The 25515-nt window shown below is 62.8% G+C and carries 28 protein-coding genes and 1 pseudogene; 12 read left to right on the top strand and 17 right to left on the bottom strand.

Going from position 1 to position 25515, the window contains the following annotated elements; all coding sequences use genetic code 11:
* Positions 1-59 precede the first annotated feature (59 nt).
* On the top strand, positions 60-998 hold the full coding sequence (locus tag ASD99_RS01745) for an alpha/beta hydrolase (protein ID WP_057142516.1): 939 nt from the start codon (positions 60-62) through the stop codon (positions 996-998).
* A gap of 28 nt (positions 999-1026) precedes the next feature.
* Here the strand turns inward: ASD99_RS01745 and ASD99_RS01740 are convergent, their stop codons facing one another.
* From ASD99_RS01740 to ASD99_RS01720, 5 genes are all read right to left on the bottom strand, one after another.
* Positions 1027-2682, bottom strand: coding sequence for an FAD-binding dehydrogenase (locus ASD99_RS01740; RefSeq protein ID WP_057142515.1), 1656 nt, complete (start codon positions 2680-2682; stop codon positions 1027-1029).
* A 40-nt stretch (positions 2683-2722) separates the two neighbouring features.
* Positions 2723-3709 (bottom strand): Gfo/Idh/MocA family protein, encoded by a 987-nt coding sequence (locus ASD99_RS01735; RefSeq protein WP_057142514.1) that lies wholly within the window; start codon positions 3707-3709, stop codon positions 2723-2725.
* 111 nt (positions 3710-3820) lie between these two features.
* Positions 3821-4396, bottom strand: a complete 576-nt coding sequence (locus ASD99_RS01730; protein WP_056589389.1) for a YceI family protein — start codon at positions 4394-4396, stop codon at positions 3821-3823.
* 69 nt (positions 4397-4465) lie between these two features.
* Entirely contained in the window at positions 4466-5044 is a 579-nt protein-coding gene (locus tag ASD99_RS01725; RefSeq protein WP_056589386.1) for a cytochrome b, read from the bottom strand.
* A 41-nt stretch (positions 5045-5085) separates the two neighbouring features.
* On the bottom strand, positions 5086-5976 hold the full coding sequence (locus tag ASD99_RS01720; RefSeq protein ID WP_056589384.1) for a LysR family transcriptional regulator: 891 nt from the start codon (positions 5974-5976) through the stop codon (positions 5086-5088).
* 96 nt (positions 5977-6072) lie between these two features.
* On the opposite strand from ASD99_RS01720, the gene ASD99_RS01715 reads away from it, so the two are divergent.
* A complete protein-coding gene (locus ASD99_RS01715) occupies positions 6073-7068 on the top strand; it encodes an aldo/keto reductase (protein WP_057142513.1) in 996 nt (331 codons plus the stop codon).
* A gap of 91 nt (positions 7069-7159) precedes the next feature.
* Here the strand turns inward: ASD99_RS01715 and ASD99_RS01710 are convergent.
* From ASD99_RS01710 to infC, 9 genes and pseudogenes are all read right to left on the bottom strand, one after another.
* Positions 7160-7761 (bottom strand): annotated as a pseudogene (locus ASD99_RS01710) (nucleotidyltransferase family protein).
* Between the two features lie 40 nt (positions 7762-7801).
* Positions 7802-10210, bottom strand: a complete 2409-nt coding sequence (gene pheT / locus ASD99_RS01705) for a phenylalanine--tRNA ligase subunit beta (protein WP_057142512.1) — start codon at positions 10208-10210, stop codon at positions 7802-7804.
* On the bottom strand, positions 10207-10629 hold the full coding sequence (locus tag ASD99_RS01700; protein WP_057142511.1) for a GFA family protein: 423 nt from the start codon (positions 10627-10629) through the stop codon (positions 10207-10209). Before ASD99_RS01700 ends, pheT begins: the two co-directional genes overlap by 4 nt.
* Positions 10626-11723 carry a phenylalanine--tRNA ligase subunit alpha gene (pheS, locus tag ASD99_RS01695; RefSeq protein ID WP_056590104.1) on the bottom strand — a complete coding sequence of 366 codons (1098 nt, stop codon included), beginning with the start codon at positions 11721-11723 and terminating at the stop codon, positions 10626-10628. Before pheS ends, ASD99_RS01700 begins: the two co-directional genes overlap by 4 nt.
* 154 nt (positions 11724-11877) lie before the next feature.
* Positions 11878-12279, bottom strand: coding sequence for a 50S ribosomal protein L20 (gene rplT, locus ASD99_RS01690; protein WP_023672281.1), 402 nt, complete (start codon positions 12277-12279; stop codon positions 11878-11880).
* Positions 12280-12424: 145 nt separating this feature from the next.
* Entirely contained in the window at positions 12425-12628 is a 204-nt protein-coding gene (gene rpmI / locus ASD99_RS01685) for a 50S ribosomal protein L35 (RefSeq protein WP_006201248.1), read from the bottom strand.
* Positions 12629-12877: 249 nt separating this feature from the next.
* The gene (locus ASD99_RS01680; RefSeq protein WP_162256672.1) at positions 12878-13612 is read right to left on the bottom strand and encodes a hypothetical protein; all 735 of its coding nucleotides are present in this window, start codon (positions 13610-13612) and stop codon (positions 12878-12880) included.
* A gap of 118 nt (positions 13613-13730) precedes the next feature.
* The gene (locus ASD99_RS01675) at positions 13731-14357 is read right to left on the bottom strand and encodes a methyltransferase family protein (protein WP_057142509.1); all 627 of its coding nucleotides are present in this window, start codon (positions 14355-14357) and stop codon (positions 13731-13733) included.
* A gap of 167 nt (positions 14358-14524) precedes the next feature.
* Positions 14525-15061, bottom strand: coding sequence for a translation initiation factor IF-3 (infC, locus tag ASD99_RS01670; RefSeq protein WP_013528312.1), 537 nt, complete (start codon positions 15059-15061; stop codon positions 14525-14527).
* Between the two features lie 207 nt (positions 15062-15268).
* Here infC and ASD99_RS01665 point away from each other — a divergent pair, with 207 nt between their 5' ends.
* The 4 genes from ASD99_RS01665 (at position 15269) to ASD99_RS01650 (ending at position 18655) form a co-directional block, all read left to right on the top strand.
* Positions 15269-16057 (top strand): alpha/beta hydrolase, encoded by a 789-nt coding sequence (locus tag ASD99_RS01665; protein WP_057142508.1) that lies wholly within the window; start codon positions 15269-15271, stop codon positions 16055-16057.
* On the top strand, positions 16057-17199 hold the full coding sequence (locus tag ASD99_RS01660) for a benzoate/H(+) symporter BenE family transporter (RefSeq protein ID WP_056589363.1): 1143 nt from the start codon (positions 16057-16059) through the stop codon (positions 17197-17199). Before ASD99_RS01665 ends, ASD99_RS01660 begins: the two co-directional genes overlap by 1 nt.
* A 117-nt stretch (positions 17200-17316) precedes the next feature.
* Entirely contained in the window at positions 17317-17796 is a 480-nt protein-coding gene (locus ASD99_RS01655) for a DUF2852 domain-containing protein (protein ID WP_057142507.1), read from the top strand.
* A gap of 100 nt (positions 17797-17896) precedes the next feature.
* On the top strand, positions 17897-18655 hold the full coding sequence (locus tag ASD99_RS01650) for a M48 family metallopeptidase (RefSeq protein ID WP_056589356.1): 759 nt from the start codon (positions 17897-17899) through the stop codon (positions 18653-18655).
* Between the two features lie 3 nt (positions 18656-18658).
* Here ASD99_RS01650 and ASD99_RS01645 read toward each other — a convergent pair whose 3' ends face one another.
* Positions 18659-18877, bottom strand: a complete 219-nt coding sequence (locus tag ASD99_RS01645; protein WP_056589353.1) for a hypothetical protein — start codon at positions 18875-18877, stop codon at positions 18659-18661.
* Positions 18878-18989: 112 nt separating this feature from the next.
* On the opposite strand from ASD99_RS01645, the gene ASD99_RS01640 reads away from it, so the two are divergent.
* The 6 genes from ASD99_RS01640 (at position 18990) to ASD99_RS01615 (ending at position 24723) form a co-directional block, all read left to right on the top strand.
* Positions 18990-19649 (top strand): phosphoribosylanthranilate isomerase, encoded by a 660-nt coding sequence (locus ASD99_RS01640; protein ID WP_057142506.1) that lies wholly within the window; start codon positions 18990-18992, stop codon positions 19647-19649.
* Positions 19650-19738: 89 nt separating this feature from the next.
* Positions 19739-20959, top strand: coding sequence for a tryptophan synthase subunit beta (gene trpB / locus ASD99_RS01635; protein ID WP_057142505.1), 1221 nt, complete (start codon positions 19739-19741; stop codon positions 20957-20959).
* A gap of 2 nt (positions 20960-20961) precedes the next feature.
* The gene (gene trpA, locus ASD99_RS01630) at positions 20962-21801 is read left to right on the top strand and encodes a tryptophan synthase subunit alpha (protein WP_056589344.1); all 840 of its coding nucleotides are present in this window, start codon (positions 20962-20964) and stop codon (positions 21799-21801) included.
* Positions 21802-21899: 98 nt separating this feature from the next.
* Positions 21900-22826 carry an acetyl-CoA carboxylase, carboxyltransferase subunit beta gene (gene accD / locus ASD99_RS01625; RefSeq protein WP_056589341.1) on the top strand — a complete coding sequence of 309 codons (927 nt, stop codon included), beginning with the start codon at positions 21900-21902 and terminating at the stop codon, positions 22824-22826.
* Between the two features lie 124 nt (positions 22827-22950).
* Positions 22951-24276, top strand: coding sequence for a bifunctional folylpolyglutamate synthase/dihydrofolate synthase (locus tag ASD99_RS01620; protein ID WP_057142679.1), 1326 nt, complete (start codon positions 22951-22953; stop codon positions 24274-24276).
* A gap of 27 nt (positions 24277-24303) precedes the next feature.
* Positions 24304-24723: a VOC family protein gene (locus ASD99_RS01615; protein ID WP_056589337.1), complete on the top strand. Its 420-nt coding sequence runs from the start codon at positions 24304-24306 to the stop codon at positions 24721-24723.
* A gap of 14 nt (positions 24724-24737) precedes the next feature.
* Here ASD99_RS01615 and ASD99_RS01610 read toward each other — a convergent pair whose 3' ends face one another.
* Together ASD99_RS01610 and trxA are read right to left on the bottom strand one after the other, a co-directional pair.
* On the bottom strand, positions 24738-25019 hold the full coding sequence (locus tag ASD99_RS01610) for a cupin domain-containing protein (protein WP_013528325.1): 282 nt from the start codon (positions 25017-25019) through the stop codon (positions 24738-24740).
* A 161-nt stretch (positions 25020-25180) separates the two neighbouring features.
* A complete protein-coding gene (trxA, locus tag ASD99_RS01605) occupies positions 25181-25504 on the bottom strand; it encodes a thioredoxin (RefSeq protein ID WP_056589334.1) in 324 nt (107 codons plus the stop codon).
* Between the last annotated feature and the right edge of the window lie 11 nt (positions 25505-25515).

The following is a 25515-nucleotide window of genomic DNA, read 5'->3' as shown; positions in this document are numbered from 1 at the left end:
GGTGAAGCACCCGCCGCTTCGCGGCGACTTCCCCCATCAAGGGGAGGTAAAGGAGTTCCATGACCGACTATAAAACCCTCATCGACGCCGAGACCTGGGCCTTCATCGAGCGGACCAATTCCTACTATCCGCCCGATACGATCGACTACACGATCGCGCAGCAGCGCGGGATCTACGACCGCATGTGCAGCGAATTCTTTGCCGGCTATCCCGAAGGCATTGCGGTCGAAACCTCAGCCATTGCAACGCCCACGCACGACATTCCGATCCGTACCTACCGAAGCGCTCGCCAAGCAGCCGCGACGGTGCTGTATTTCCATGGCGGCGGCTTCATCCTCGGCGGCTTGGACAGCCACGACGATGTCTGTGCAGAGCTGTGCGCCGGCACCAGCCATGAGGTGGTCTCGGTCGATTATCGGCTGGCACCGGAACATCTGCATCCGGCCGCCTTCGACGACGTGATGAGTGCCTTCGAATGGGCCGCGACCGCTTACAGGCACCCGATCCTGCTTTGTGGCGACAGCGCCGGCGGCAATCTTGCCGCCGCGGTCAGCCACGCGACGCGCGGCCATCCACGAAAGCCGATCGGCCAGGTGCTGATCTATCCCGGCCTCGGCGGCGATCGGTTGAAGGGATCCTATGTCACGCATGCCGAAGCGCCGATGCTGACCATGCGCGATCTCGAATTCTACAAACACATCCGCACTGGGGGGCAGGACCGCAGCGGCGATGCAACGCTGGCCCCGCTCGCCGACACCGACTTCTCCAACCTGCCGCCGACGGTGCTGATCACCGCGCAATGCGACCCGCTGTCATCGGACGGTGAAACCTATCGCGACCTGATCATTGCGGCAGGCGGACGCGCCGCCTGGTTCGAAGAACCAGGGCTGGTGCACGGCTATCTCAGGGCTCGGCATACGGTCGGCCGCGCCCGCGCGAGCTTCACCCGGATTGCGGGCGCGATAGGCGCCCTTGGGCAGGGCGTCTGGCTCTGGTGAGCGATTTCATCGTCTGACGGTTCAAGACTTACCGCACCGAGGCGGCGGCCGCCCGGCCGGCGCCGCGGCCGGAAAAGATGCAGCCGCCGAGGAAGGTGCCCTCAAGCGCCGCATGGCCATGCACGCCGCCGCCGCCGAAGCCGGCGGCTTCGCCAACGGCGTAGAGTCCCGCAACCGGCTGGCCGTCGGCACCCAGCACGTGGCTGTCGAGATCGGTCTGCAGACCGCCCAGCGTCTTGCGTGTCAGGATGTTGAGGCGGACCGCAATCAGCGGGCCATTCGCCGGATCGAGCATCTTGTGCGGCTTGGCCGTGCGGATCAGCCGGTCGCCGAGGTAAGCACGCGCACCGCGCAACGCGGTGATCTGCATGTCCTTGGAGAACGGATTGTCGAGTTGCCTGTCGCGGGCGCGGATTTCGCGTTCGACCTGGGCCAACTCAAGCAGCGGCTCGCCGCCGGCCAGCGCGTTCATGCGCGCGACAAGCGTCGGCAGGTCGGCCTCGACGATGAAATCCTCGCCCTTCTCCATGAACGCCTTGACCGGACCCGGGATGCCCGATGTGGCGCGGCCGAGCACCTGGCGCCAGCTCTTGCCGGTCAGATCAGGGTTCTGCTCGGAGCCCGACAGCGCGAACTCCTTCTGGATGATCTTTTTGGTCAGGATGAACCAGGAATGGTCGAAGCCGGTGCTCATGATGTGACTGAGCGTGCCCAGCGTGTCGAAGCCGGGATAGAGCGGCACCGGCAGACGCTTGCCGCGCGCCAGCCACAGCGATGACGGACCGGGCAGGATGCGGATCGCATGATCGGTCCAGATCGGCGCCCAGTTCCTGATACCCTCGACATAGTGCCACATGCGGTCGCGGTTGATGATCGAGCCGCCGGCCCGTTCCGTGATCGCCAGCATGCGGCCGTCGACATGGTCGGGCACGCCGGTGGTCATACGCTTCGGTGCAGGGCCCAGCCGCTTGGGCCAATTTTCCCGCACAAGCTGATGATTGCCGCCGATGCCGCCGGAGGCGACGATCACCGCTTGCGCATGAAGCTCGAAATCACTGGCGATTTCGCGCGAACTCTTGTGGCCGCGCTCGACGGTGCTGGGCTGCAGGATATCGCCACGGACGCCGTCGACGGTCGCGCCCGTGCGAGTCAACTCGTTGACCCGGTGGCGGAATTTGAAACTGATCAGTCCGCGCTTCTGCGCCTCGCGCACGCGCTGGACGAAAGGCTCGAGCACGCCGGGGCCGGTGCCCCAGGTGATGTGGAAGCGCGGCACCGAATTGCCGTGGCCGATGGCGTTGCCGCCGCCGCGCTCGGCCCAGCCGACGACGGGAAAGAATTTCAGGCCGCGCTGCAGGAGCCATGAGCGTTTCTCGCCGGCGGCGAAGCCGACATAGGCTTCCGCCCATTTGCGCGGCCAGAAATCCTCCGGCCGATCGAAAGCGGCGGTGCCCAGCCAGTCCTCGAGCGCCAGATCGTGCGAATCGCGGATGCGCATGCGCCGCTGCTCCGGCGAATCGACGAGGAAAAGGCCGCCGAACGACCAGAACGCCTGGCCGCCGAGCGACTGCTCCGGCTCCTGGTCGACGATGATGATTTTCTTGCCGGCTTCGGCAAGCTCGGCGGCGGCGACCAGTCCGGCAAGGCCGGCGCCGACAATGATCACATCCGCATCGTCAGCCATCTTTCCTCCCAGAATTGGCCGGCTACTTTAATGCAAGGAGTCAGACGGTCTCCCAGCCGTCCGTGCCGCCGGCGCGGAAGATGGCGTCGATGACCTTCTGGTTGAGCACCGATTCCTCCAGAGTGAAGACGCGCTCCTTGCCGCCCTGTGCCGCACGCGCGAAGGTCTCGACCTCCAGCCGGTACTGCTGGGTACCGGGAAAACGGAACACTTGCGCTTCGGTGTGGTTCTGGTTGTGCAGTTCGACGCGGTGGTGGTCGTAGAGCCCGGCGTTGAAGGGCGAGAACACCTCGATGAAACCCTTCTCGCCGTGGAACACCATGACCTGGCGCGCCGCCATCTGCGTCGACAGATAGAAGGACAGTTCGAAGTCGCCGAAATCGGCGCGGATCGAGGAATAGATATCGGTGCCGAATTTCTTGTCGCGCTCGATCGTCGCCTGCACGCGCAGCGGTTCCTTGCCGGTGGAAAAACGAGTCGACACGGTCGGGTAGACGCCGATGTCGGGCAGCGCGCCGCCGCCGAGGTCGAGCTGGTTGCGCATGTTGTTGGGGTCGACATTGTAATAGGAGAAGGCGCCCTGCACATGGCGCAGTCGGCCGATGGCGCCGCTGGTTATGAGGTCGCGCACCTTGATCCATTGCGGGTGGTAGATGACCATGAAGGCTTCGCAAACCAGCACTTTTTTGGCGTCGCGCAGGTTGATCAACGGCACGATGTCCTTGGCGTCGAGTGCCAGCGGCTTTTCGACCAGCACATGCTTGCCGGCTTCGATGGCCTTGGCCGTCCATTCGACATGCTGCGAGGTCGGCAGCGGGATGTAGACGCCGTCGACCTCGTTGGAGGCAAGCAGGTCCTCATAGGAGCCGAAGGCATGGCGTGCGCCGAAGCGCTCGGCGAGCGCCTTGGCCTTCGACAGGTCGCGGCTGGCGATCGCCGACAGCACGCCGTTCTCCGCCTCGACCATCGCCGGCAACAAATGCTCGCGGCCGATCTTTGCCGTCGACAACACACCCCATCGGAACATCAGGCTTCTCCATAGCGATTACAGGCAACGAGGTTTGCCCGAAATCAGCGGAAAAGCCAATGCGCAGTGCTGGGTTCCTCGCCCCACGAAGTGGAGCGAGGAAGAACCCGTTCAGCCCCTTTTGCCGGTCAGCATCATGTCGAAGTCGACGACGTTCGAATAGATCGGCGTGCCGACATCCATGCCGTAGCGCGACCTGAGCACCTTGCCGGTGACATGGAATTTTATCGTGCCGGCCTTGAGACCACCAAGCTCGGCCGTGAATTTTTCCGGGAACGTCTTGCCGCGCGCCGTCAGCCGGCCGGTGACGAGAGCCGTGGTGTCGCTGGTTCGGGTCACGCCGGTCGAGCGGAACTGGATTTCGGGGCTGTTGGCGGCATCAAACACGGCGTCGGAACGCAGGAAGGCATCGATGCGGCCCTGGCCGGTGCCGACGCTTTCGGGAAAGATGGTGAAATTGACCTGCGAGCGCCCGACATCGCTGTTGTCGATGCGGATCGAGCCCTTGAAGCGGGCGAAGGTGCCGTTGAGGCCGCCGCCGCCGACCTTGCCTATGGAAAAGTGGATGCTGGAGTTGGCCGGGCTGATCGAATAGCTGCCGGCCGCGTCACCAAGCGCGACGGCCGCTGAAACAGGCGTGGCAAGACAAGCGGCGACCGCCGCAAATCCAAGGATGCGTGCAAACATGGGGATGTTCCTTGTTGGAGGCAGCGCATTTTCTGCGCCTTCTTTCCGTGAACGAATGGACCGGCCGCTCTATTCCGCACTGTCGCCTGACAAAGGCGTGATCATGCGCGTGAGCACGCCATCCCTAAGCTGGAAATGGTGCCGCAATGCCGCCGCGACATGGACGGCGACCAGCGCCATGCCGGCATAGGCGAGATACCAGTGCGCCGCCGCCCAGAAGCTTTCAGCGCCATCCGATTCTGCCAGCGGCAGGTTCGGCATGATGAACAGATTGAACGGCAGGCTGGGGATCTCCAGCATCGACACCGACACCAGCGCCCAGCCGGACAAGGGCAAGGCAAGCTGAAACGCGTAGAGCGCAAAATGCGCCAGCGGCGCGGCCCGACGCTCCAGGATTCCGACAGAGCGCGGCAGCGCCGGCGCGGCATTGCCGAGACGCCAGGCGATGCGCAGGATAATCAGGCCGAGCAGCAGAAAGCCGAAGGATTTGTGCAGTTGGATCAGTTCGAAGGCGGTGCGCTGGCTGGTCAGCCGCACCATGACGAAACCGAGCGCGAACTGGCCGATGAATATCAGAGCGATCAGCCAGTGGAGAATGATCGTGCCCCAGCCATAGCGGGTCGTGCTGTTGGTGATCGATGTTTGCATGGGACGTGAACGAATGTGGGGGCGGGTTTCTTCCGGCGCGCTTACCCGCTCACCTTGAAGAAATCGACGAAGGCCCTGAGCGCCGGCCGCATCTGGCGGCGGCTGGGGTAGTAGACGAAGAACCCGTCGAAGGGCGGGCACCAGTCCTCCAGCACGCGTACAAGCCTGCCGTCGGCGATCGCCGCGCTGACATAGCCTTCGAACACAAAGGTCAGGCCGGCGCCGTTGATCGCCGCTTCGACATTGAGGCGATCCTCGCCGACGATCAGCGGGCCTTCGACTGATATCTCCAGCTCCTCGCCATCCTTTTCGAACTCCCAGCGGTAGAGCACGCCGCTCGAGAAGCGGAAGCGGACGCAGCGATGTGCCGCCAGGTCGCGTGGATGCAGCGGGCGCGGCATGGTCTCAAAATAGGAAGGGGCGGCAACCACGGCGCCACGGATCGATGCTCCGATCCGCACCGCGACCATGTCCGGCTGCAGGCTTTCGCCGAGCCTGACCCCGGCATCGAAGCCGCCTTCGACCACATCGGTGAAGCGGTCCTCGACGACGATCTCCAGCACGATATCGGGAAAGGCCTGGGCAAACGCCCCGAGCCGTGGCGCCAGTGTGAGCTGTGCTGCGGTGCGGGGTACGCTGAGCCTCAGATTGCCGGCCGGCCGATCGCGCGCCTCGATCGCCGTCTCCAGCGCCAGGTCGATCTCCAACAGCGCCGGCCGCAACCGTTCCAGCAACTGCGCACCTTCTTCGGTAGGTGCGACGCTGCGTGTGCTGCGTGACAGCAGGCGTACGCCAAGCCGCGCCTCCAGGCTGGACACAGCGTGGCTGACCGCCGATGGCGCGATGGCCAATTCCCTGGCCGCGCCTCGAAAGCTGCCGCATTGGGCGACGGTCGCCAGCACGGCTAGCTGTGAAAGGTGTGCTCGATTCATTGATCTATTTCTTGGAACAGCCCGTACGAAGAAGAGCCGATTATCGAGCAGACCGCAAGGCGCTATCTCTGCTGCATCACAACATGGAGACGCGTGATGCAAACCCGCAAGCTAGGAACTGAATTGAACGTCTATCCCGTCGGCCTCGGCTGCATGGGCATGAGCTTCGTCTATGGCGGCCAGCCGGAAGCCGACGCGATCGCCACCTTGCATCGTGCCGTCGAGATCGGCGTCAATTTCTTCGACACGGCGGAAGTCTATGGCCCCTACGAGAACGAGATCCTGCTCGGAAAGGCGCTGAAGTCGGTGCGCGACAAGGTAACGATCGCCACCAAATTCGGCTTCAGGATTCTGGAGGAAGGCACCGGCACGGATCGCATGGCCGGTGTCGACAGCCGTCCCGAGCACGTCAAGGCCGTCGCCGAGGCGTCGCTGAAGCGGCTGGGCACCGATGTGATCGACCTCTACTACCAGCACCGCGTCGACCCCAACGTGCCGATCGAGGATACGGTCGGCGCCATGGCCGAGCTGGTGCGCGAGGGCAAGGTGCGCGCGCTTGGCCTGTCGGAGGCGAGCGCCGCGACCATCCGCCGGGCCCACGCCGTGCATCCGATATCAGCGGTGCAGAGCGAGTATTCGCTGTGGAGCCGCGACCCGGAAGACGAGGTGTTCGCCGTCTGCCGCGAGCTCGGCATCGGTTTTGTTCCCTACAGCCCGCTCGGCCGTGGCCTGCTGACCGGCACGATCGCCAAGCCCGAGGCCTTGAGCGACGACGACTGGCGCCGGACCTTGCCGCGCTTCCAGGCCGAGGCGATGGAAGCCAACGCCGCTGTCATCGCCACCTTGGAAAAGCTGGCTGCTGAAAAGGGCGTGACCTCGGCGCAGTTGGCGCTGGCCTGGGTGCTGCACCAGGGCGATTTCATCGTGCCGATCCCCGGTGCCCGCAAAATCGGTCACCTCGAGCAGAACACGGCAGCGGCCGCGATCGAGCTGAGCGCGGCCGAGGCGCAAGCCATTGGTGATGCGCTGTCGCCCGACAAGGTCATGGGCAAGCGCTACCCTGAGGAGTTGCTGGCGCTGGTGAATGGGTGAGTTAGGTCACCACTGGTAATCGAAGGGGGCGCTTCCGCGCCTCTTTTTGCGTGTCAGGAGGCGTAGAAGTCGTTTCAAACTTTCATAGACTTTACCACGGCACAACCGTGATCTCCGGCCAATTCTCCCTCGCCCTCGCACCCTTCGTCTCATGCGTGTGCTGATTGTCCATCACCCGGCTGGGCGTGATGCGAAACGAAAAGAGGTCATCGAGCCCGAACGGCGCCACCAACTCCAGCTGCCGTCAGTATCGTATCGAACCCCGACCGCATGCGTCTTCGAGGCAAAATAACTGACGGGTTCGCTGGAACTCGTATAGCGCGGGCACGGCCGGCCGAATTTCTGTGGATACCACAAATGCACCCGCGCCTGGTTGCGCAGCTCGACCGGCAGCGCCAACCCCTCGAAATGCCGCGCCGCCCGGCGGATCACCGCGTCCTCAGCCTCGTAGGAGAGATCGCTGTCATCGAAATAGAATAAGTCGACATCTTTGATGCCGTAGCCGGATGGCTTGCCCGTCAAATGGTTCCAGACGGAATTATAGAGCACGCCTGAAACCACCAGCCAGTCCGGCAGCGCCAGCGTGCGGGCACGCTCCAGCGCTTCGCGGACCAGCGGGTCCGCCGACACGATGTCGAGAAACGCCGTGCGCTGTTCTTCAAACGGGAGCCCGGAATAGCGCAGATGGTCCATCGCCCTTTGGAGGGCGATTCGCCATCTGCTCGCAAGTTTTTTAGCCCCTCAGCACACCACCGGTCTGCTTGCCGACGTTCTCGACGATGCGCCTGGCCAGCGCCTCGAAATCCTCGTCGGTCAGCGTCTTTTCGACCGGCTGGATCGACACTTCGATGGCGATCGATTTCTTGCCCTCGCCGAGCGAAGCGCCTTCGAAAATATCGAAGACCGAGACAGCAGTGATCAGCTTCTTGTCGGCCGCAAGCGCCGCGCGGACCAGCGCGCCGGCTTCAACTGACCTGGCTACGACGAAGGCGAAATCGCGTTTCACCGCCTGGAAAGCGGAGAGATCCAGCCTGGGCTTGGTTTTCGTCGGCTTGGCCTTCGGCTCGGGCACGGCATCGACGAACACTTCGAAGCCGCAGAGCGGTCCGGAAACATCGAGCCCCTCCAGCGTCTTCGGATGGAATTCGCCGAAGGTGCCGAGCACGGTTTTCGGGCCGAGCTTGATCGTGCCGGAACGACCGGGATGATACCAGGCCGGGCCGCCCGCCTCGATCTGTAGCCGGTCGACCGGCGCGCCGCAGGCTTCGAGCGCGGCAATGGCGTCGGCCTTGGCGTCGAACACGCCGACCGGGCCTGAATTGCCGGCCCAGTTGCGGCCGGAGCCGTCGAGCTTGGCGGTGCCGCGGCGCACGCCGGCGGCCACGCGCCGCTGCTGGTCGGCGCCATCGCCTTCATAGGTGCCCGACACTTCGAACAACGCCACGTCGCCAATGCCCTTGTCGGCATTGCGCTGGGCGGCGGCGATCAGCCCCGGCAGCAGCGACGGCCGCATGTCGGACATGTCGGCGGCGATCGGGTTGGCGAGCTTCAGCGCGGTCTGGCCACCGCCGAACAGTTCGGCGTGTTTGGCCGGAATGAACGACCAGGTGACGGCCTCCATCATGCCGCGCACGGCAAGCGCGCGCTTGGCGGTGCGGGTACGAACCTGCAGCGTGGTGAGTATCTTTGCGTTGACCGCGTCATGCGCACCGAGCGGCTGCGGTGCGATGTTGTCGACGCCGTGGATGCGCATGATCTCTTCGACCAGATCCGCCCTGCCGTCGACATCTGGGCGCCAGGACGGCACGGCGACGTTGACGACATCACCCGACCCCTGAGGCTTGAAGCCGAGGCGCGACAGGATGTCGAGGCTTTCCGCCTTCGGCACCTCGATGCCGGTCAGGCGCTTCACTTCCGACAGCGGGAAGGAGATGATCTTCGACTTGTGTCCAGCATAGCCCGCCACTTCGATCTCGGTCGGCGTGCCGCCGCAGAAATCGAGCACCAGTTTCGTTGCCAGTTCGACGCCGGGCACCATGAATTCGGGGTCGACACCGCGTTCGAAGCGATAGCGCGCGTCGGTGATGATGCCGAGCGTGCGGCCGGTGCGGGCGGTGGTGATCGGATCCCAAAGCGCGGATTCGATCAGCACATCGGTCGTGTTCTCGTCGCAGCCTGAATGCTCGCCGCCCATGATGCCGGCGATCGACTCGACGCCATTGTCATCTGCTATGACGCACATCTCCGGCGTCAGCGTATATTCGCGGCCATCGAGCGCCTGCACCTTTTCGCCATCGCGCGCACGCCGCACGGTCAGATTGCCGGCGACCTTGCTGGCGTCGAACACATGCAGCGGACGGCCGCGGTCGAAGGTGACGTAATTGGTGATGTCGACCAGCGCGCTGATGGGTCTCAGACCAATGGCGATCAGCCGCTGCTGCAGCCATTTCGGCGACGGGCCGTTCTTGACGCCCTTGACCAGCCGCAGCGCAAAGCCGGGGCAGAGTTCCGGCGCCTCGATCGTCACCTTGACCGGGCACATGCCACTGCCGGCATGCGGCATGATGGCACCGCCGACGAGGCGGCCAAGCCCGCTCGCCGCCAGATCCCTGGCGATGCCGTAGACGCTGGTGGCATCCGGCCGGTTCGGTGTCAGGTTGATCTCGATGACCGGATCGTCGAGATGCGCATAGGCAGCGAAGCTGGTGCCGACAGGCGCATCCTCAGGCAGGTCGATGATGCCGTTGTGTTCGTCGGACAGTTCCAGCTCGCGCTCGGAGCACATCATGCCATGGCTTTCGACGCCCCTGATCTTGCCGACCGTCAGCGTCACGTCGATGCCCGGAACATAGGTGCCGGGCGCCGCAAAGGCGCCGATCAGGCCGGCTCGGGCGTTCGGTGCGCCGCAGACGACCTGCACGGGCGCCTTGCCGTCGCCCGTATCGACGGTCAGCACGCGCAGCCGGTCGGCATCGGGATGCTGCACCGCCGTCAGCACCCTGGCGATGACGAAGGGTTTCAGGCTCGACTTGTCGTCGACATGCTCGACTTCGAGGCCGATCGAGGTCAGCCGCTCGACGATCTCGTTGAGCGTGGCGTCGGTCTCGAGATGATCCTTGAGCCAGGAGAGGGTGAATTTCATGGGACTGTTCCGTCTCGTCTTTTGACGCTTGTTTTCAGATGTCTCGGCAGGTCGTCGGACATATGCAGGAAGGCAAGCTGCTCGCTGACATAGGCATGCAGCGTCGGCTCAAAATCGGCCGGCACGTCCATCGCGCCGAGCATGAAGTAGATGTCGTCCTCCAGCCGCTCGTCGACATAGGCGATGGGTGAGCCGCAAATGCCGCAGAACGAGCGCGTCACCGGGCCGCTCTCGAACATCTTCAGCGCCTTGCCGGTGAACACGACCTGATCAACCAGGAAGCCGACAAAGGCCGAGACCGGCGCGCCGCTGGCCCGCCGGCAATCGCCGCAATGGCAATAACTGACATGGTGCGGTTCGGCCAAGGCCTCGAACCGCACGGCGCCGCAGCGGCAGCCGCCGGTGTGCGGCGCTGTCATGCGCTCAAGCCCCCGAACAAGGTCGGCATGTCGAGCGGCCGGAAGCCGTAATGCGACAGCCAGCGCACGTCCGCGTCGAAGAAGGCGCGCAAATCCGGCATGCCGTATTTCAGCATGGCGATGCGGTCGATGCCCATGCCCCAGGCAAAGCCCTGATATTCGTCCGGATCGAGCCCGCCATGGCGCAGCACATTGGGGTGCACCATGCCACAGCCGAGAATCTCCATCCAGTCGGAGCCCTCGCCGAAGCGCACTTCGCCCGGCCGCGAGCGGTCGCACTGGATGTCGACCTCGAGGCTCGGCTCGGTGAACGGGAAGAAGGACGGCCGGAAGCGCATCTTCACCTGCGGCACCTCGAAGAAGGCCTTGCAGAACTCCTCCAGCACCCACTTCATGTTGGCGACGTTGGCCGTCTTGTCGATCACCAGCCCCTCGACCTGATGGAACATCGGCGAGTGGGTGGCGTCCGAATCCTGCCGGTAGGTCTTGCCAGGAATGACGATGCGGATCGGCGGCTTCTTCATCTCCATTGTGCGGATCTGCACCGGCGAGGTGTGGGTGCGCAAAAGCTTGCGCTCGCCCTTCTCGTCCGGCTGGAAGAAGAAGGTGTCGTGCATCTCGCGCGCCGGATGGCCTTCGGGGAAGTTCAGCGCCGTGAAATTGTAGTGGTCCGTCTCGATATCCGGCCCTTCGGCTATGGAGAAACCGAGATCGCCGAAGATCGCCGCGATCTCGTCGATGACCTGGCTGATCGGATGGATGCGGCCGCGCTCGGCCGGCGACTGCCGCACCGGCAGCGTCACGTCGACCTTTTCGGCGGCAAGACGCGCGGTGATCGCCACATCCTTCAATTCGGCCTTGCGCGCGGTGAGTGCATCGGTGACGCGGTTCTTGAGGCCGTTGATAACAGGACCCTTGACCTGCCGCTCTTCGGCGGTCATGGCGCCAAGTGTTTTCAGCATCTCGGACACGGTGCCCTTCTTGCCGAAGGCAGCGATGCGCACGGCCTCGATGGCCGGCTCATCGGCGGCCGACGCGATGTCGGCCAGAAGTGAGTTTTCAAGCGTATCCAGGCTGTTGGTTGCATCGTTCACGGTCAAACTCGCTACGTTGGGAGGTCGGCCTTAAAGTGAAAGTCACTTCTAAAGTGAAAATCACTCTACGGTTCAGGCAAAAGAAAAACCCGCGCCAGCCGTGCCAGCGCGGGTTCCCCAAATCAGAATTGCGAATGCTTGGGAAGCGCTGGTCTTAGGCGACAGCGCTTTCAAAAGCGTTCGGCGTGGTGTTCTTCAGATATTCGAGCGCCACCTTGGCCTTGGCGACCAGGGCTGCGAAAGCCTGCGGCTCGTGGATGGCCATGTCCGACAGGATCTTGCGGTCGATCTCGATGCCCGACTTGTTGAGGCCGTCGATGAAGCGGCCATAGGTCAGGCCATGCTCGTGCGTCGCGGCGTTGATGCGCTGGATCCACAAAGCGCGGAACGAGCGCTTGCGGTTCTTGCGGTCGCGATACGCGTACTGCATCGACTTTTCCACCGCCTGCTTGGCGATGCGGATGGTGTTCTTGCGACGGCCGTAGAAGCCTTTCGCGGCTTTCAGGACCTTCTTGTGCTTGGCGTGCGAGGTGACGCCTCTTTTTACGCGTGCCATGTCATGATCTCCTTAAAAGCAATTCCAGGAAAAGTGCCTTGCGGTTTTCCGTTCGGAATTGCGTAAAACAAAAGCGTGTCCAGACCGAATGCCTTATTTGAGCGGGATGTTATCCAAAAAGTCTGCAACTTTTTGGCATCACGCCTTAGAGGCCGTTCGGAAGAAAATTCTTGATGACCTTCTTGCCATCCGGTTCAGCCAGAACCATCGTGCCGCGGGCATTTCGAATGAACTTGTTGGAACGCTTGATCATGCCGTGACGCTTGCCGGCCGCAGCCGACAGGACTTTACCCGTACCTGTGATCTTGAACCGCTTTTTGGCGGCGGACTTGGTCTTCATCTTGGGCATTTTGCTACTCCGTCTAGTTGGCGCACTATCGCGCTTCTTGTTCGCTTCGGGCCGACCAAAGCCCGAAAAGCAAATGAAACCGCCACGGCATGCCCTGCCGGGCGGTTTTCTTGAACGGCGGTCCTATACGTCAAACATGACCTGTACGCAACACCCGACGCTATAGGACGTGCTATGAGCTTGTGGGTTGGCAAGGGCCCGGATAGCGCACCCATGCCAACGGAACTCGTAACATCTGTCGGATCGCGCCTACTCCCTTTTGAAATTCAGGCGATTTAGGGAGTTTGCGAACCGATACGTACTGTTGGCCTTTGTATACCTGTTCCCATCGAACTGGCGGTCCTCATAAAGCGACCACCACGAGAATAGCTGATCGCCAACGTTGCCCGTCACTTTGTCATCGGTAATTTCGAGCGTGATACGTTTCAATGAAACGCCAGAACCAAACGCTGCTACAAGATCGCCCGGATCGACTTTTCGCAGGCTCGTCGGATCGTTTGGATCCGGGAAGGTGACAAGCAGCGGATAACGGCTGCGTGGCACGTCTTCGGTGCCGCGGAATCGCATGATCGCCGGCAGAAGTCGCTCATAGTCGCCACGACTGTGGCCAAGTTTTTCATGAAACGTGTATTGGGCGATGTATTTGGTCTCTTCGCCGATCAACGCGAAGAGCTTGCCTCTCTGCCCGAGGTCAACCACCGTCGCCTCGCCTTCATAGCCTGATGGATAGACGTCAAACGCATTGGCTTCCTGCCACCAGACGTGAGATACGGCCGAGCCAGAGACTATCTGGCCGTCAACGAGCACCTCGACCGTCAACTTCTGGTTCCATTCCCATACATCGGCGAAGAGGCCGCAAGAGGTGAGGAACAGCGAAGAGATAAGAGCCAGGATACGCAATAGAGGCCGGGCCAACCGGGCGGCTAATCCACACCTGGAGACATTCGCAGATATAGCAATGCCTGGCCCGGCGTTCGACACCATGAATTTCTCCGCCGCGTTCATTCGCGGCGGTTATCGCTACACGATCTCGGAAGACAAATTATTAAGACATCGAAGACCGCGACCTGCAGAGTGGCACTAGCTGCCTGCCTATCCACGTCTAGGGCAGCGTAAACCACACGGGCAGCATGCCTGACTGCTGGGCGCCATCGATCAGTTCGAAGGCAGGCAGCGCGACCAGGAACACCAGGCCGTCGAGCAGCGTGGTCAGCAGCAGGCGCGGCTTGAAGCTGCCCGTATCGCCCTCCTGGTAAAGCGACAATTTCGGGAAGAAGCGCGGCACCCGCTCCAGATAGGCCTGATATGTGGCACCGAGCGCTTCCTTGAGGAATTTCTCCTCGCGCAGGATGACGATGTGGAAGGCGCCCGCGCACAGAAGCGCGAAGAGAATGATGCCGGTGAACGAGCCGATCTGCGCGCCGACGCCGGCCGCGGCTACGGTCGAGAACACATAGAGCGGGTTGCGGGTGATCGAGTAAGGCCCGCCGGTCACCACCTCGGACGATTTGCGTCCGCCTATGTAGAGTGTCGCCCAGAGGCGCCCGACGATGCCGAGGAAAATCAGCAGCACGCCAAACATTTCGATCGACTCATGCACCGGTGTGTCGGGCGGAAACGTCGATTGGCCAAATAGCAGCGCTGCGAACAGCACGGCCACGAGCCCGGCAAGCACCATCCTGCGCGTATGCTGGTAGTTACCCAGCCCGTATTTGAGTTCTTTGTCCAAGGTGGAATCCGATCGTCGAGGAACTTGGCCAGCGATCGCAGCCTTGGCCAAGAAAACAGGCGTCCCGCCGATCGCCGGGACGCCTTGGAATGTGATTCAGGCGGATTTAAGCGCGACAGCCAAGCCTGACGTCATCGTGATCTCAGGTATGTTGGTGTTCGGCAGCCTTAGCGCGGCGACAGCACCATCATCATCTGGCGGCCTTCGAGCTTCGGTTCCGCCTCGACCTTGGCGATGGTCGCCACTTCCTCGCGGACCTTGTTCAGAAGCTGCATGCCGAGTTCCATATGCGCCATTTCACGGCCACGGAAGCGCAGCGTCAGCTTGACCTTGTCGCCTTCCTCGAAGAAGCGGCGAACCGCCTTCATCTTGGTCTCGTAGTCATGGCTGTCGATGTTCGGGCGCATCTTGATCTCCTTGATCTCGATGACCTTCTGGTTTTTGCGCGCCTCGGCCGCCTTCTTCTGGTTGGCGTATTTCAACTTGCCGAGATCGAGGATCTTGACGACGGGGGGCACCGCATTGGGCGATATCTCGACGAGATCGAGCCCAGCCTCTTCGGCGAGCAGCAATGCGTCGTTGATGGAAACATCGCCGCGGTTCTGGCCTTCGGCGTCGATAAGCTGGACCCGGGGAACCCGGATGTCACGGTTGGAGCGCGGGCCATCCTTGGTCGGCGCCGCTGCTTTGAAAGGTCTGCGAATGGTCGTGGTCTCCTTGGCCGTTTCGTTCAGGGTTTGTCAGTGTTGATGCGTGGACGCGCCAATGTGGTGAGCGCGCGGGCGGAGTCAATAGCACAGCATTGACAGAAAATCACCCTGATCGCTGCCCTGCACCAAACAAAGAAACATCGCGAGCACTTTCCGCCCCGCCGCCGGCTGTGCCACAAGACCGACGTTGAGGAAAAAGCCATGACTGTCACGCCCCCAATCTCTCTGGAAGTCCCAATCTTTCTGGATGTTGGGGGATCGCGCATCGCGGTGCGCCATACGACAGGTGCTGCGCCGGGCATCGTCTGGCTCGGCGGCTACAAGTCGGACATGCTGGGCACGAAGGCCGAGACGCTGTCGGACTGGGCGGCAAGAGAAGGCCGCGCCTTCCTGCGCCATGATTATTCAGGCCATGGCGAATCCGGCGGCGCCTTTGCGGACGGCACGATTTCGACATGGCTTGCGCAGAGCCTTGCCGTGTTCCGGCATTTCACCAAGGGCAAGCAGATCCTGGTCGGCTCCTCGATGGGCGCCTGGATCGCGCTGCGCATGGTGCAAGAGCTGCGCAAGGCAGGCGACAGCAACGTCGCCGGCCTGGTGCTGCTGGCGCCGGCGCCGGATTTTACCGCCGAACTGGTCGAACCGGTGCTGACGCAGGCGCAGAAGCGCGACCTCACGGAGAAAGGCTTCTTCGAGGAACCTTCCGACTATTCCGCCGAGCCTTACATCTACACACGCGCGCTGATCGAGGACGGGCGCGACAACAGGGTGATGACAGGTCCGATCGACACGCATTGCCCGGTGCACATCCTGCAGGGACTGGCCGATGCGGACGTGCCGGCAAGCCACGCGCTGAAGCTGGTCAGTCTGTTGCCAGCCGACGACGTGACCTTGTCGCTGATACCAGACGGCGACCACCGCCTGTCGCGGCCGCAGGATCTCGACATGCTGGTGCGGGCCGTCGACGCGATGGCGCAGCGGGGAAACTGATGCGCCTTTCCATTCCGATACACGCGTTCGTCGCCGCCATCGTCGGCTTCGGCGGCACGCTGGCCATCGTCATCGCCGCCGCCAACGCAGTCGGCGCGACGCAGATCGAGACGGCAAGCTGGGTGACGACGATCTGCCTGGCCATGGCGATCGAGAGCCTGTGGCTGTCCTGGCGCACGAAGATGCCTGTTATCACCGCCTGGTCGACGCCGGGCCTGGCGCTGATCGCGGCATCGAGCGGCTTTTCGATGGGCGAGGCCGTCGCCGCCTTCATCGTCACCGGTATCCTTCTGATCGTCACCGGGCTGTTCCGGCCCCTGACGAAGCTGATCTCGAGGATACCGCCCTCGGTCGCCTCGGGCATGCTGGCAGGCATCGTCGTCACCTTCGCGCTCAATGCGGTGAAGACCATTCCTGTAGACCCGTGGCTGATCCTGCCGTTGATCGCGGCCTTCTTCGTCATCCGGCTCTTCAATCCGGCCCTGTCGGTGCTGGCGGTGCTGATCGGCGGTGGCCTTGCCGCCTTCCTGACCGGCCGTGTCGGCGGACTGCCGACACCGGAACTGTCGACGCTGACGCTGATTGCGCCTGATTTCACCGCCAAGGCGATGATCGGCCTGGCACTGCCGCTCTACCTCGTAACCATGGCTTCGCAGAATCTGTCCGGCCTGGCCGTGCTGCGCGCCGCCGGCTACCATCCAGAGCCAGGCCCGCTGATCGGCGTCACCGGCCTGTTTTCGCTGCTGTCGGCACCGTTCGGCGGCTCGACCACGAATCTGGCGGCGATCTCGGCGGCGATCTGCACCGGGCCGGACGTCCATCCCGATCCCGCCGAGCGCTGGAAGACCGGACCGTTCTATGCGCTCGCTTATCTCGGCTTCGCGATTTTCGGCGCTTCGCTGGTGGCGATCTTCGCTGTGCTGCCGCAGAGCCTGATCGTGCTGGTGGCAGGGCTCGCGCTGATGGCATCGCTCGCCAACGCGCTGTCGATCGCGCTCAAGGACGAGGGCGACCGCATGGCCGCCACGGTCACCTTTGTGGTCACCGCATCAGGGCTGACGCTGTTCGGCGTTGGCGCAGCATTCTGGGGACTTGTTGCCGGCCTGGTCGTGCTTTTCCTTGACAGGCTCAAAAAGCGATAATCATTTCAGATGCTTGTCCGGTTTTGGCGGACATTGTCTTGAATCGCCGTTTTTCTCTTCCCATTTCGATTCCACGCAGCCGGGTTTGGCTGTCTCCAACCGAAGGAATGGGAGAAAATGAACACATCTGCATTGATCCGTCCGGCCTGGACGCCGGCGACCATCGCGTTGATGGTTGTGGGTTTCATGGTGTTCTGGCCACTCGGCTTCGCCATGCTTGCCTATATCATCTGGGGCGACCGCCTCGACGGCTTCAAGCGTGACGTCAACCGCGCGACCGACGGCATTTTCGCCGGCTGCCGCCGCGGTTCCGACAAGGCCGCGCGCTGGGGCAATGGTTCGGCTCGCACCGGCAACGTCGCTTTCGACGACTGGCGCGAAAAGGAACTTGAGCGCCTGAACGAAGAACGCCGCAAGCTCGACGAGATGCTGACCCAGTTCGACGAGTATGCCCGCGAATTGCGCCGCGCCAAGGACCAGGAGGAGTTCGATCGCTTCATGGCTAACCGCAACAAGTCGGCGCCGACGAAGACCGATCCGAGCACTGGAACGACGACCACCAAGCGTGGCAAGGGCTCGAACCTGCTTGACGACTGAGGCCAAGCGACAGGCCACATCGTGAAAAAACGGCGTCGCGCGAGCGGCGCCGTTTCTTTTTTGTTCTATTCGTTTTCCTCGAATCACGTATCGTTGCGCCATGTCATTCGGCTTCTTCCGCAATCTGACAAAGCCCAAGCCCGCGCCAGTCGAAGAGCGCGAGCATGTCGTTGCCGGGCGCTCATTGCCGCTCAAGATCGTCGAGAACGACCGCGCAAGGCGACTGACGCTGCGCATCGATTCCGGTGGCCGCGGCTTGCGCATCACCGTGCCGCCCGGCCTGCGCCGGGGCGAGGTGGAAAAGTTCCTCGACCGCCATCAGGACTGGCTGGAACAGCGGCTGGCCAAGGTTCCGGCGCGGCCGCAGGTGCGGCCGGGCATCAAGATTCCGGTGCGCGGCGTGGCGCACCGCATCGTCCATGAGCCCTCGAAACGCGGCACCGTCACCGTATCGCTCGACGAGCGCGGTCCGCTGCTGATCGTGCATGGCGATCGCATACACCTACCGCGCCGCATCGCCGATTTCCTCAAGCGCGAGGCCAAGCGCGAGATCGAGAAGCTGGTGGTCAAGCACACCGAGGCGCTGGGCAAGCGCGCCAAGGCGATCCGCTTCAAGGACACGTCGAGCCGCTGGGGCTCGTGCACCTCCGACGGCAATCTGTCGTTTTCCTGGCGCATCATGATGGCGCCGTCGCCGGTCATCAATTACCTCGTCGCGCATGAAGTGGCGCATCTCAAGGAGATGAACCACGGTCCGAAATTCTGGAAGCTGTGCGAGCAACTCTGTCCGGACACCGAACGCTGCAAGGCATGGCTGAAGCGCAATGGCGGCGCCCTGCAGGCGATTGCGTTCGAGTAACCCTCAATCATCATTCGCCGCGTTGAGATCCTCCGGACGCAAGCCTTCGTCACCATGATGCGGCCACGGCAAAAAATTGCCGTCGAAGGCATCGCTGCCGAAATAGTCGAGCGCGCGGTGCGCCTCGGCGCCGTTGAAGGCGGCCTTGTCTATCAGGTGCGCAATGACCTCGCGCGCCTGCGTGATTTTCTGCCTGAGTTCGGCAACGGTTCTGTCGGCCATGATCGTGCTCCCGCTTTGCATCCTGTCCATCCATAGGTAGCGCCTTTGGCCTTGCCGGCAAACAGCATGCTTTTTCTCGACTCTTTTCGTTTTTCATGCCAATTCCCGCGCCATGGCACTCGACATCAAGATCTGCGGCTTGAAGACCGACGCGGCAATGGCGGCGGCGCTGTCCGGCGGTGCCAGCCATGTCGGGTTTATTTTCTTCGCCAAAAGCCCTCGCTATGTCGACCCGGCGGAAGCTGGCCGTTTGCGCGAAGCGGCGCGTGGCAAGGCGATGGCGGTCGCCGTCACCGTTGATGCCAGCGACGCCTTCCTGGATGAGATCGTTGCCAAGATGCAGCCTGACATGCTGCAGCTGCACGGCGCGGAAACGCCCGAGCGCGTGGCCGAGGTCAAAGCCCGCTATGGCCTGCCGGTGATGAAGGCGCTGCCGCTCGGCGAGGCTGCCGATCTCGAACGGATAAAACCATTCATCGGCATTGCCGATCGCTTCCTGTTCGACGCCAAGCCGCCGAAAGGCTCGGAACTGCCGGGCGGCAATGGTGTCGCCTTCGACTGGCGCGTTCTTGTCGACCTTGACGGCGGCGTCGATTACATGCTTTCCGGTGGGCTCAACGCCGTCAATATCGGCGATGCCCTTCGGCTTGCCAACCCGCCCGGAATAGACATTTCCTCAGGCGTGGAAAGCGCGACGGGCGTCAAGGATCCGGCGCTGATCGAACAGTTTTTCCGGGCCGTCAGGGCAGCACGCGACAACCGCGCCGCCTGACCGGCTCAAACCAGAGCATGTTCCGGAAAGTGGAATCCGGTTTTCCGACAAGGACATGCTCAAGAAATCAAGATGCCAGGAGATCGGCGATGAACAAGCCGGCGACACCCAATTCCTTCCGCACCGGACCCGACGAACAGGGTATGTTCGGCATTTTCGGCGGTCGTTTCGTTGCCGAAACGCTAATGCCGCTGATCCTCGACCTGGAACGGCATTGGAACGAGGTCAAGAACGATGCGGATTTCAGGGCCGAACTGACTGACCTCTCGACCCACTATGCCGGGCGGCCTTCAAAACTCTATTTCGCCGAGGGGCTGACCAAACATCTCGGTGGCGCAAAGGTCTATTTCAAGCGCGAGGATCTGAACCACACCGGTTCGCACAAGATCAACAACTGCCTCGGCCAGATCCTGCTGGCCAAGCGCATGGGCAAGAAGCGCATCATCGCCGAGACCGGCGCCGGCCAGCATGGCGTGGCGTCGGCCACGGTCGCGGCCCGTTTCGGCTTTCCCTGCGTCGTCTATATGGGCGCCACCGACGTCGCCCGGCAAAGCCCCAACGTCTTCCGCATGAAGCTGCTCGGCGCCGAAGTGCGGCCGGTGACCGCCGGTCACGGCACGCTGAAGGACGCCATGAACGAGGCGTTGCGCGACTGGGTGACCAATGTCGAGGACACTTATTACCTGATCGGCACCGCCGCCGGCCCGCATCCCTATCCGGAACTGGTGCGCGACTTCCAGTCGGTGATCGGCATCGAGGCGCGGGCGCAGATCCTCGAACGGGAAGGCCGGTTGCCGGACACGATCATCGCCGCTGTCGGCGGCGGTTCGAACGCCATCGGCCTGTTCCATCCCTTCCTCGATGACAGGCAAGTTCGCATCATCGGCATCGAGGCCGGCGGACGCGGCCTCGACGGCATCGAGCATTGCGCCTCGATGAATGCAGGAAAACCCGGCGTGCTGCACGGCAACCGCACCTATCTCCTGCAGAATGCCGACGGCCAGATCATGGACGGGCATTCGATCTCGGCCGGCCTCGACTATCCCGGCGTCGGGCCGGAACATTCCTGGCTGCGTGATTCAGGCCGCGTCGAGTATGTGCCGATCCTCGACGACGAGGCGCTGGAGGCCTTCAAGCTGACGACGCGCGTCGAAGGCATCATCCCTGCGCTGGAATCGGCGCATGCCATCGCGCATGCGGTGAAGATCGTGCCTGCCATGGACAAGGACCAGATCGTCATCGTCAACCTGTCCGGCCGTGGCGACAAGGACGTGCACACGGTGGCCAGCATGCTGGGCATGGAGATCTGATCATGGCCACCCGCATCGACCGCCGCATGGCGAAGCTGAAGACCGAGGGCCGCCCGGCGCTCGTCACCTATTTCATGGGCGGCGACCCTGACTACGACACCTCTTTGTCGATCATGAAGGCGCTGCCCGGCGCGGGCTCCGACATCATCGAGCTCGGCATGCCGTTCTCCGATCCGATGGCCGACGGCCCGGCGATCCAGGCAGCGGGCCTCAGGGCGCTGAAAGGCGGCCAGACGCTGGTCAAGACGCTGAAGATGGCGTCGGAGTTCCGCACCGGCGACGATGAGACGCCGATCGTGCTGATGGGCTACTACAATCCGATCTACATCTATGGCGTCGACCGCTTCCTCAAGGACGCTATCGCCAGCGGCATCGACGGGCTGATCGTCGTCGACCTGCCGCCGGAGATGGACGAGGAGCTGTGCATTCCGGCGCTGAAAGCCGGCATCAACTTCATCCGGCTGGCGACACCGACCACCGACGACAAGCGCCTGCCCAAGGTGCTGCAGAACACGTCCGGCTTCGTCTACTACGTGTCGATGACCGGCATCACCGGCTCGGCGCTGGCCGACACCGGCAAGGTGGCGGCGGCGGTCAAGCGCATCAAGGGCCACACCGACCTGCCGGTCTGCGTCGGCTTCGGCGTCAAGACCGCCGAGCAGGCGCGCGTGATCGGCGCCAATGCCGATGGCGTCGTCGTCGGCACCGCGATCGTCAATGCGGTGGCCAATGTGCTTGGGCCGAAGGGTGAGAAGACCGCCGACCCGGCCGAAGCCGTCGCCACACTGGTCAGCGGCCTTGCGCAAGGTGTGCGCTCGGCCCGCCTTGCTGCCGCCGAATAGTTCTCCTACGTCAGCTTTTGCGCATGTCGTTATCCCAAAACCGGTTTCCACTTTTGGGCGACATGCACTAACTCTTCGTCAGGACAGGAGCCGAAGCGATGAACTGGATCACCAATTACGTTCGCCCGAAGATCAATTCGATGCTCGGCCGGCGCACCGACATGCCCGAGAATCTTTGGATCAAGGATCCGGAGACCGGCGAGATGGTGTTCCACAAGGATCTGGAGTCCAACCAGTTCGTCATTCCGTCGTCCGGCCATCACATGAAGATCTCGGCCAAGGAACGGCTGAGATTCTTCTTCGATGACGGCAAATACGAGACCCTGGACAACCCCAAGGTGATGCAGGATCCGCTGAAATTCCGCGACGAGAAGCGCTATATCGACCGGTTGAAGGACGCCAAGGCCAAGACCGGCCTGGAAGACGCGATCATCAATGCGCTTGGAACCGTCGAGGGCCTGCCGGTTGTGGTCACGGTGCAAGATTTCGCCTTCATGGGCGGCTCACTCGGCATGGCCGCCGGTGACGCCATCGTGCATGGTTTCGAAGTCGCCCTGCAGCGCAAGCGGCCGCTGATCCTGTTTGCCGCCTCCGGCGGCGCCCGCATGCAGGAAGGTATTTTGTCCCTCATGCAGCTGCCGAGGACAACGGTCGGCGTCGACAGGCTGAAGGAAGCCGGCCTTCCCTACATCGTCGTGCTCACCAACCCGACCACCGGCGGCGTCACCGCCTCCTACGCCATGCTGGGCGACGTGCACATCGCCGAGCCCGGCGCGCTGATCGGCTTTGCGGGCCCGCGCGTCATCGAACAGACCATCCGGGAAAAACTGCCCGACGGCTTCCAGCGCTCCGAATATCTGATGGAGCACGGCATGGTCGACATGGTGGTGTCGCGGCTGGAGTTGCGCGAAACCATTGCGCGGCTGCTCAAGATGCTGCTCAAGCTGCCGGAAGAGCAAAAGCCGCTCGAGCCGGAAATCCTGCCGCCGGCAACAATTCCGGCCGAGGCACGTCCGCAGGCTTGACGCGACAAGAAGCGCCGCGGACAGCGATTGCGCCATGTCCCTGGCGCGCTGTAGCTTTTTTGAATTGCCATGGCCCTTTGCGAAACCGATTCTGGTTTTCGGGGTCATGGGCCAGGATTGCGCCATGACAACGCTTGCCGCCGACCGCGAAATCGAAGCCCTGATGGCGCTTCACCCGAAAGGCTTCGACCTTTCGCTCGACCGCATTTCGCGGCTCCTGGAGCGGCTTGATAATCCGCAGGACCGGATGCCGCCGGTCATCCACATCGCCGGCACCAATGGCAAGGGTTCGTGCGCTGCCTTTTCACGCGCCCTGCTCGAGGCGGCGGACTACCGGGTCCATGTCCACACCTCGCCGCATCTGGTCAACTGGCACGAGCGCTACCGGTTGGCCGCCGATGGCGGCGGCAGGCTGGTCGAGGACAGGGTTTTCGCCGATGCCATCGCCCGTGTCGCCAGGGCCAATGAAGGCGAGACGATCACCGTCTTCGAGATCCTCACCGCCGTCACCTTCCTCCTGTTTTCCGAACATCAGGCCGATGCCGCGATCATCGAGGTCGGGCTCGGCGGCCGCTTCGACGCGACCAACGTCGTCAAGGAGCCGGCCGTGTCGGTGATCATGCCGGTGTCGCTCGACCACGAGGCCTATCTTGGCGACCGTGTCGAACTGATCGCGGCGGAAAAGGCCGGCATCATCAAGCGTGGCTGCCCGGTGGTCATCGGCGCACAGGAAAGCGAGACGGCGCTGCAGGTGCTGATCGAAACCGCCGAGCGGCTCGAATGCCCGACCTTCGTCTACGGCCAGGATTTCCTTGCCTTCGAGGAAAACGGCCGCATGGTCTATCAGGACGAGGACGGCTTGATGGACCTGCCGCCGCCCAGGCTGCCCGGACGCCACCAGTTCGCCAATGCAGCGGCGGCGATCGCCGCGGTCAAGGCGGCCGGTTTCGAGATCAGCCATCGCGCCGCCGAGAAGGCGATGATCAATGTTACCTGGCCCGGCCGCATGCAGAAACTGGCGCAGGGCCGGCTGGCCGACCTGGCGCCGAAGGGCGCCGACATCTGGCTCGACGGCGGCCACAATCCGGGCGCCGGCGTGGTCGTCGCCGAGGCGCTGGCCGAGCAGGAAGAAAAGAACCCGCGTCCGCTCTTCCTCATCTCGGGCATGATCAATACCAAGGACCAGAGCGGCTATTTCCGTGCCTTCAAGGGCCTCGCCCGGCATGTCTACACGGTGCCGGTGAGCCTGAGCGACGCCGGCGTGCCGAACGACGAACTGGCGGTCCGGGCGACGGAAGCGGGGCTGACGGCCGAGCCGGTGAGTTCCGTTGCCAATGCGCTGATGCTGCTGCGCGACACCTGGGACGGCCCAGCGCCGCGCATCCTGATCGGCGGGTCATTGTACCTGGCCGGCGCGGTGCTGGCCGAGAACGGCACGCCGCCGACCTGAGGTCGGATTTTCTGCGAGGAACCCGTCATGATCAAGGTCAAGCAGCTCGCTCACGCCTGCATCTTCGCGCATGACCTGGAGGCGACGCGAAGCTTCTATCGCGACGTCCTCGGCATGGACACGCAATTCAATTTCCTGCGCGATGGCAGGATTTTCGGATTCTACCTCAATTGCGGCGGTCGCAGCCATATCGAGGTGTTCCAGAAGGACGGAGCTCACTACAGCGACCTGAACCAGATCAATCATTTCTGTCTCGAGGTGGAAAATATTGATGCGGCGATCGCCCATATCAGGTCGAAGGGGATAGACATCACGTCAAAGAAACTGGCCTGCGACGACACCTGGCAGGCCTGGGTTCGCGACCCCAACGACGTGAAGATCGAGCTGTTCGAATATACCGAAGAAAGTGCGCAATTCGCCGGAGGCGATCGCATTGTCGACTGGTAATCGCGCCTGACGGCTTACTTCAATTCGATCTCGATGAAAGCATATTCGCCTTCATTGGCGTTGATGACGTCATGCTCGACGCCCTCCTTGCGGAAATAGGGCGCACCCTTCTTCATCTCGGCAAAGGATTCGCCGTCCTTGGTCAACAGCTTCACCTTGCCGTCCATCAGCGGCACGACGACATAGTCGTGGCCATGTCGGTGCCAGCCGGTGTTCTCGCCCGGCGCGAAGCGGTACTCGGTAACGATGACGCGCTCATTGTCGATGAAGACGGTGGCCTTGGCGGATCCGGTCATGTCGTTTCTCCCTGCTTCTGCTGCCAACAGAAGACATGGAGCGGCCGGACGTCAGGGCCAGAGCGACCCAGCGCATGACCCAAGGACGCGCGGCGCTGGAGGTGGGCGCAACAAAAAGCCCGGCACGAGGCCGGGCCTGATGGTCATGGATTTCAGATGGATCAGGCGAGGTTGCCGTTGATCCAGTGCGACAGCGCGGTCTTGGGCGCCGCACCGACCTTCATGTCGGCCATTTCGCCGCCCTTGAAGATCATCAGCGTCGGGATCGAGCGCACGCCGAACTGGGCGGCAAGCTCTGGATTCTCGTCAATGTTGAGCTTGGCGATCTTGACCTTGGCGCCAAGTTCGGTGGCGATGTCTTCGAGCGCCGGCGCGATCATCTTGCAGGGACCGCACCATTCCGCCCAGAAATCGACGACGACCGGTACGCTGGCGTCAAGCACATCGGTCTGGAAGTTACTCTTGTCGACCTTGACGGTTGCCATATGGAAAAATC

It is taken from the genome of Mesorhizobium sp. Root695 (assembly GCF_001428185.1).
GTDB lineage: Bacteria > Pseudomonadota > Alphaproteobacteria > Rhizobiales > Rhizobiaceae > Mesorhizobium.
This window is presented reverse-complemented; position numbering and strand designations above follow the sequence as displayed.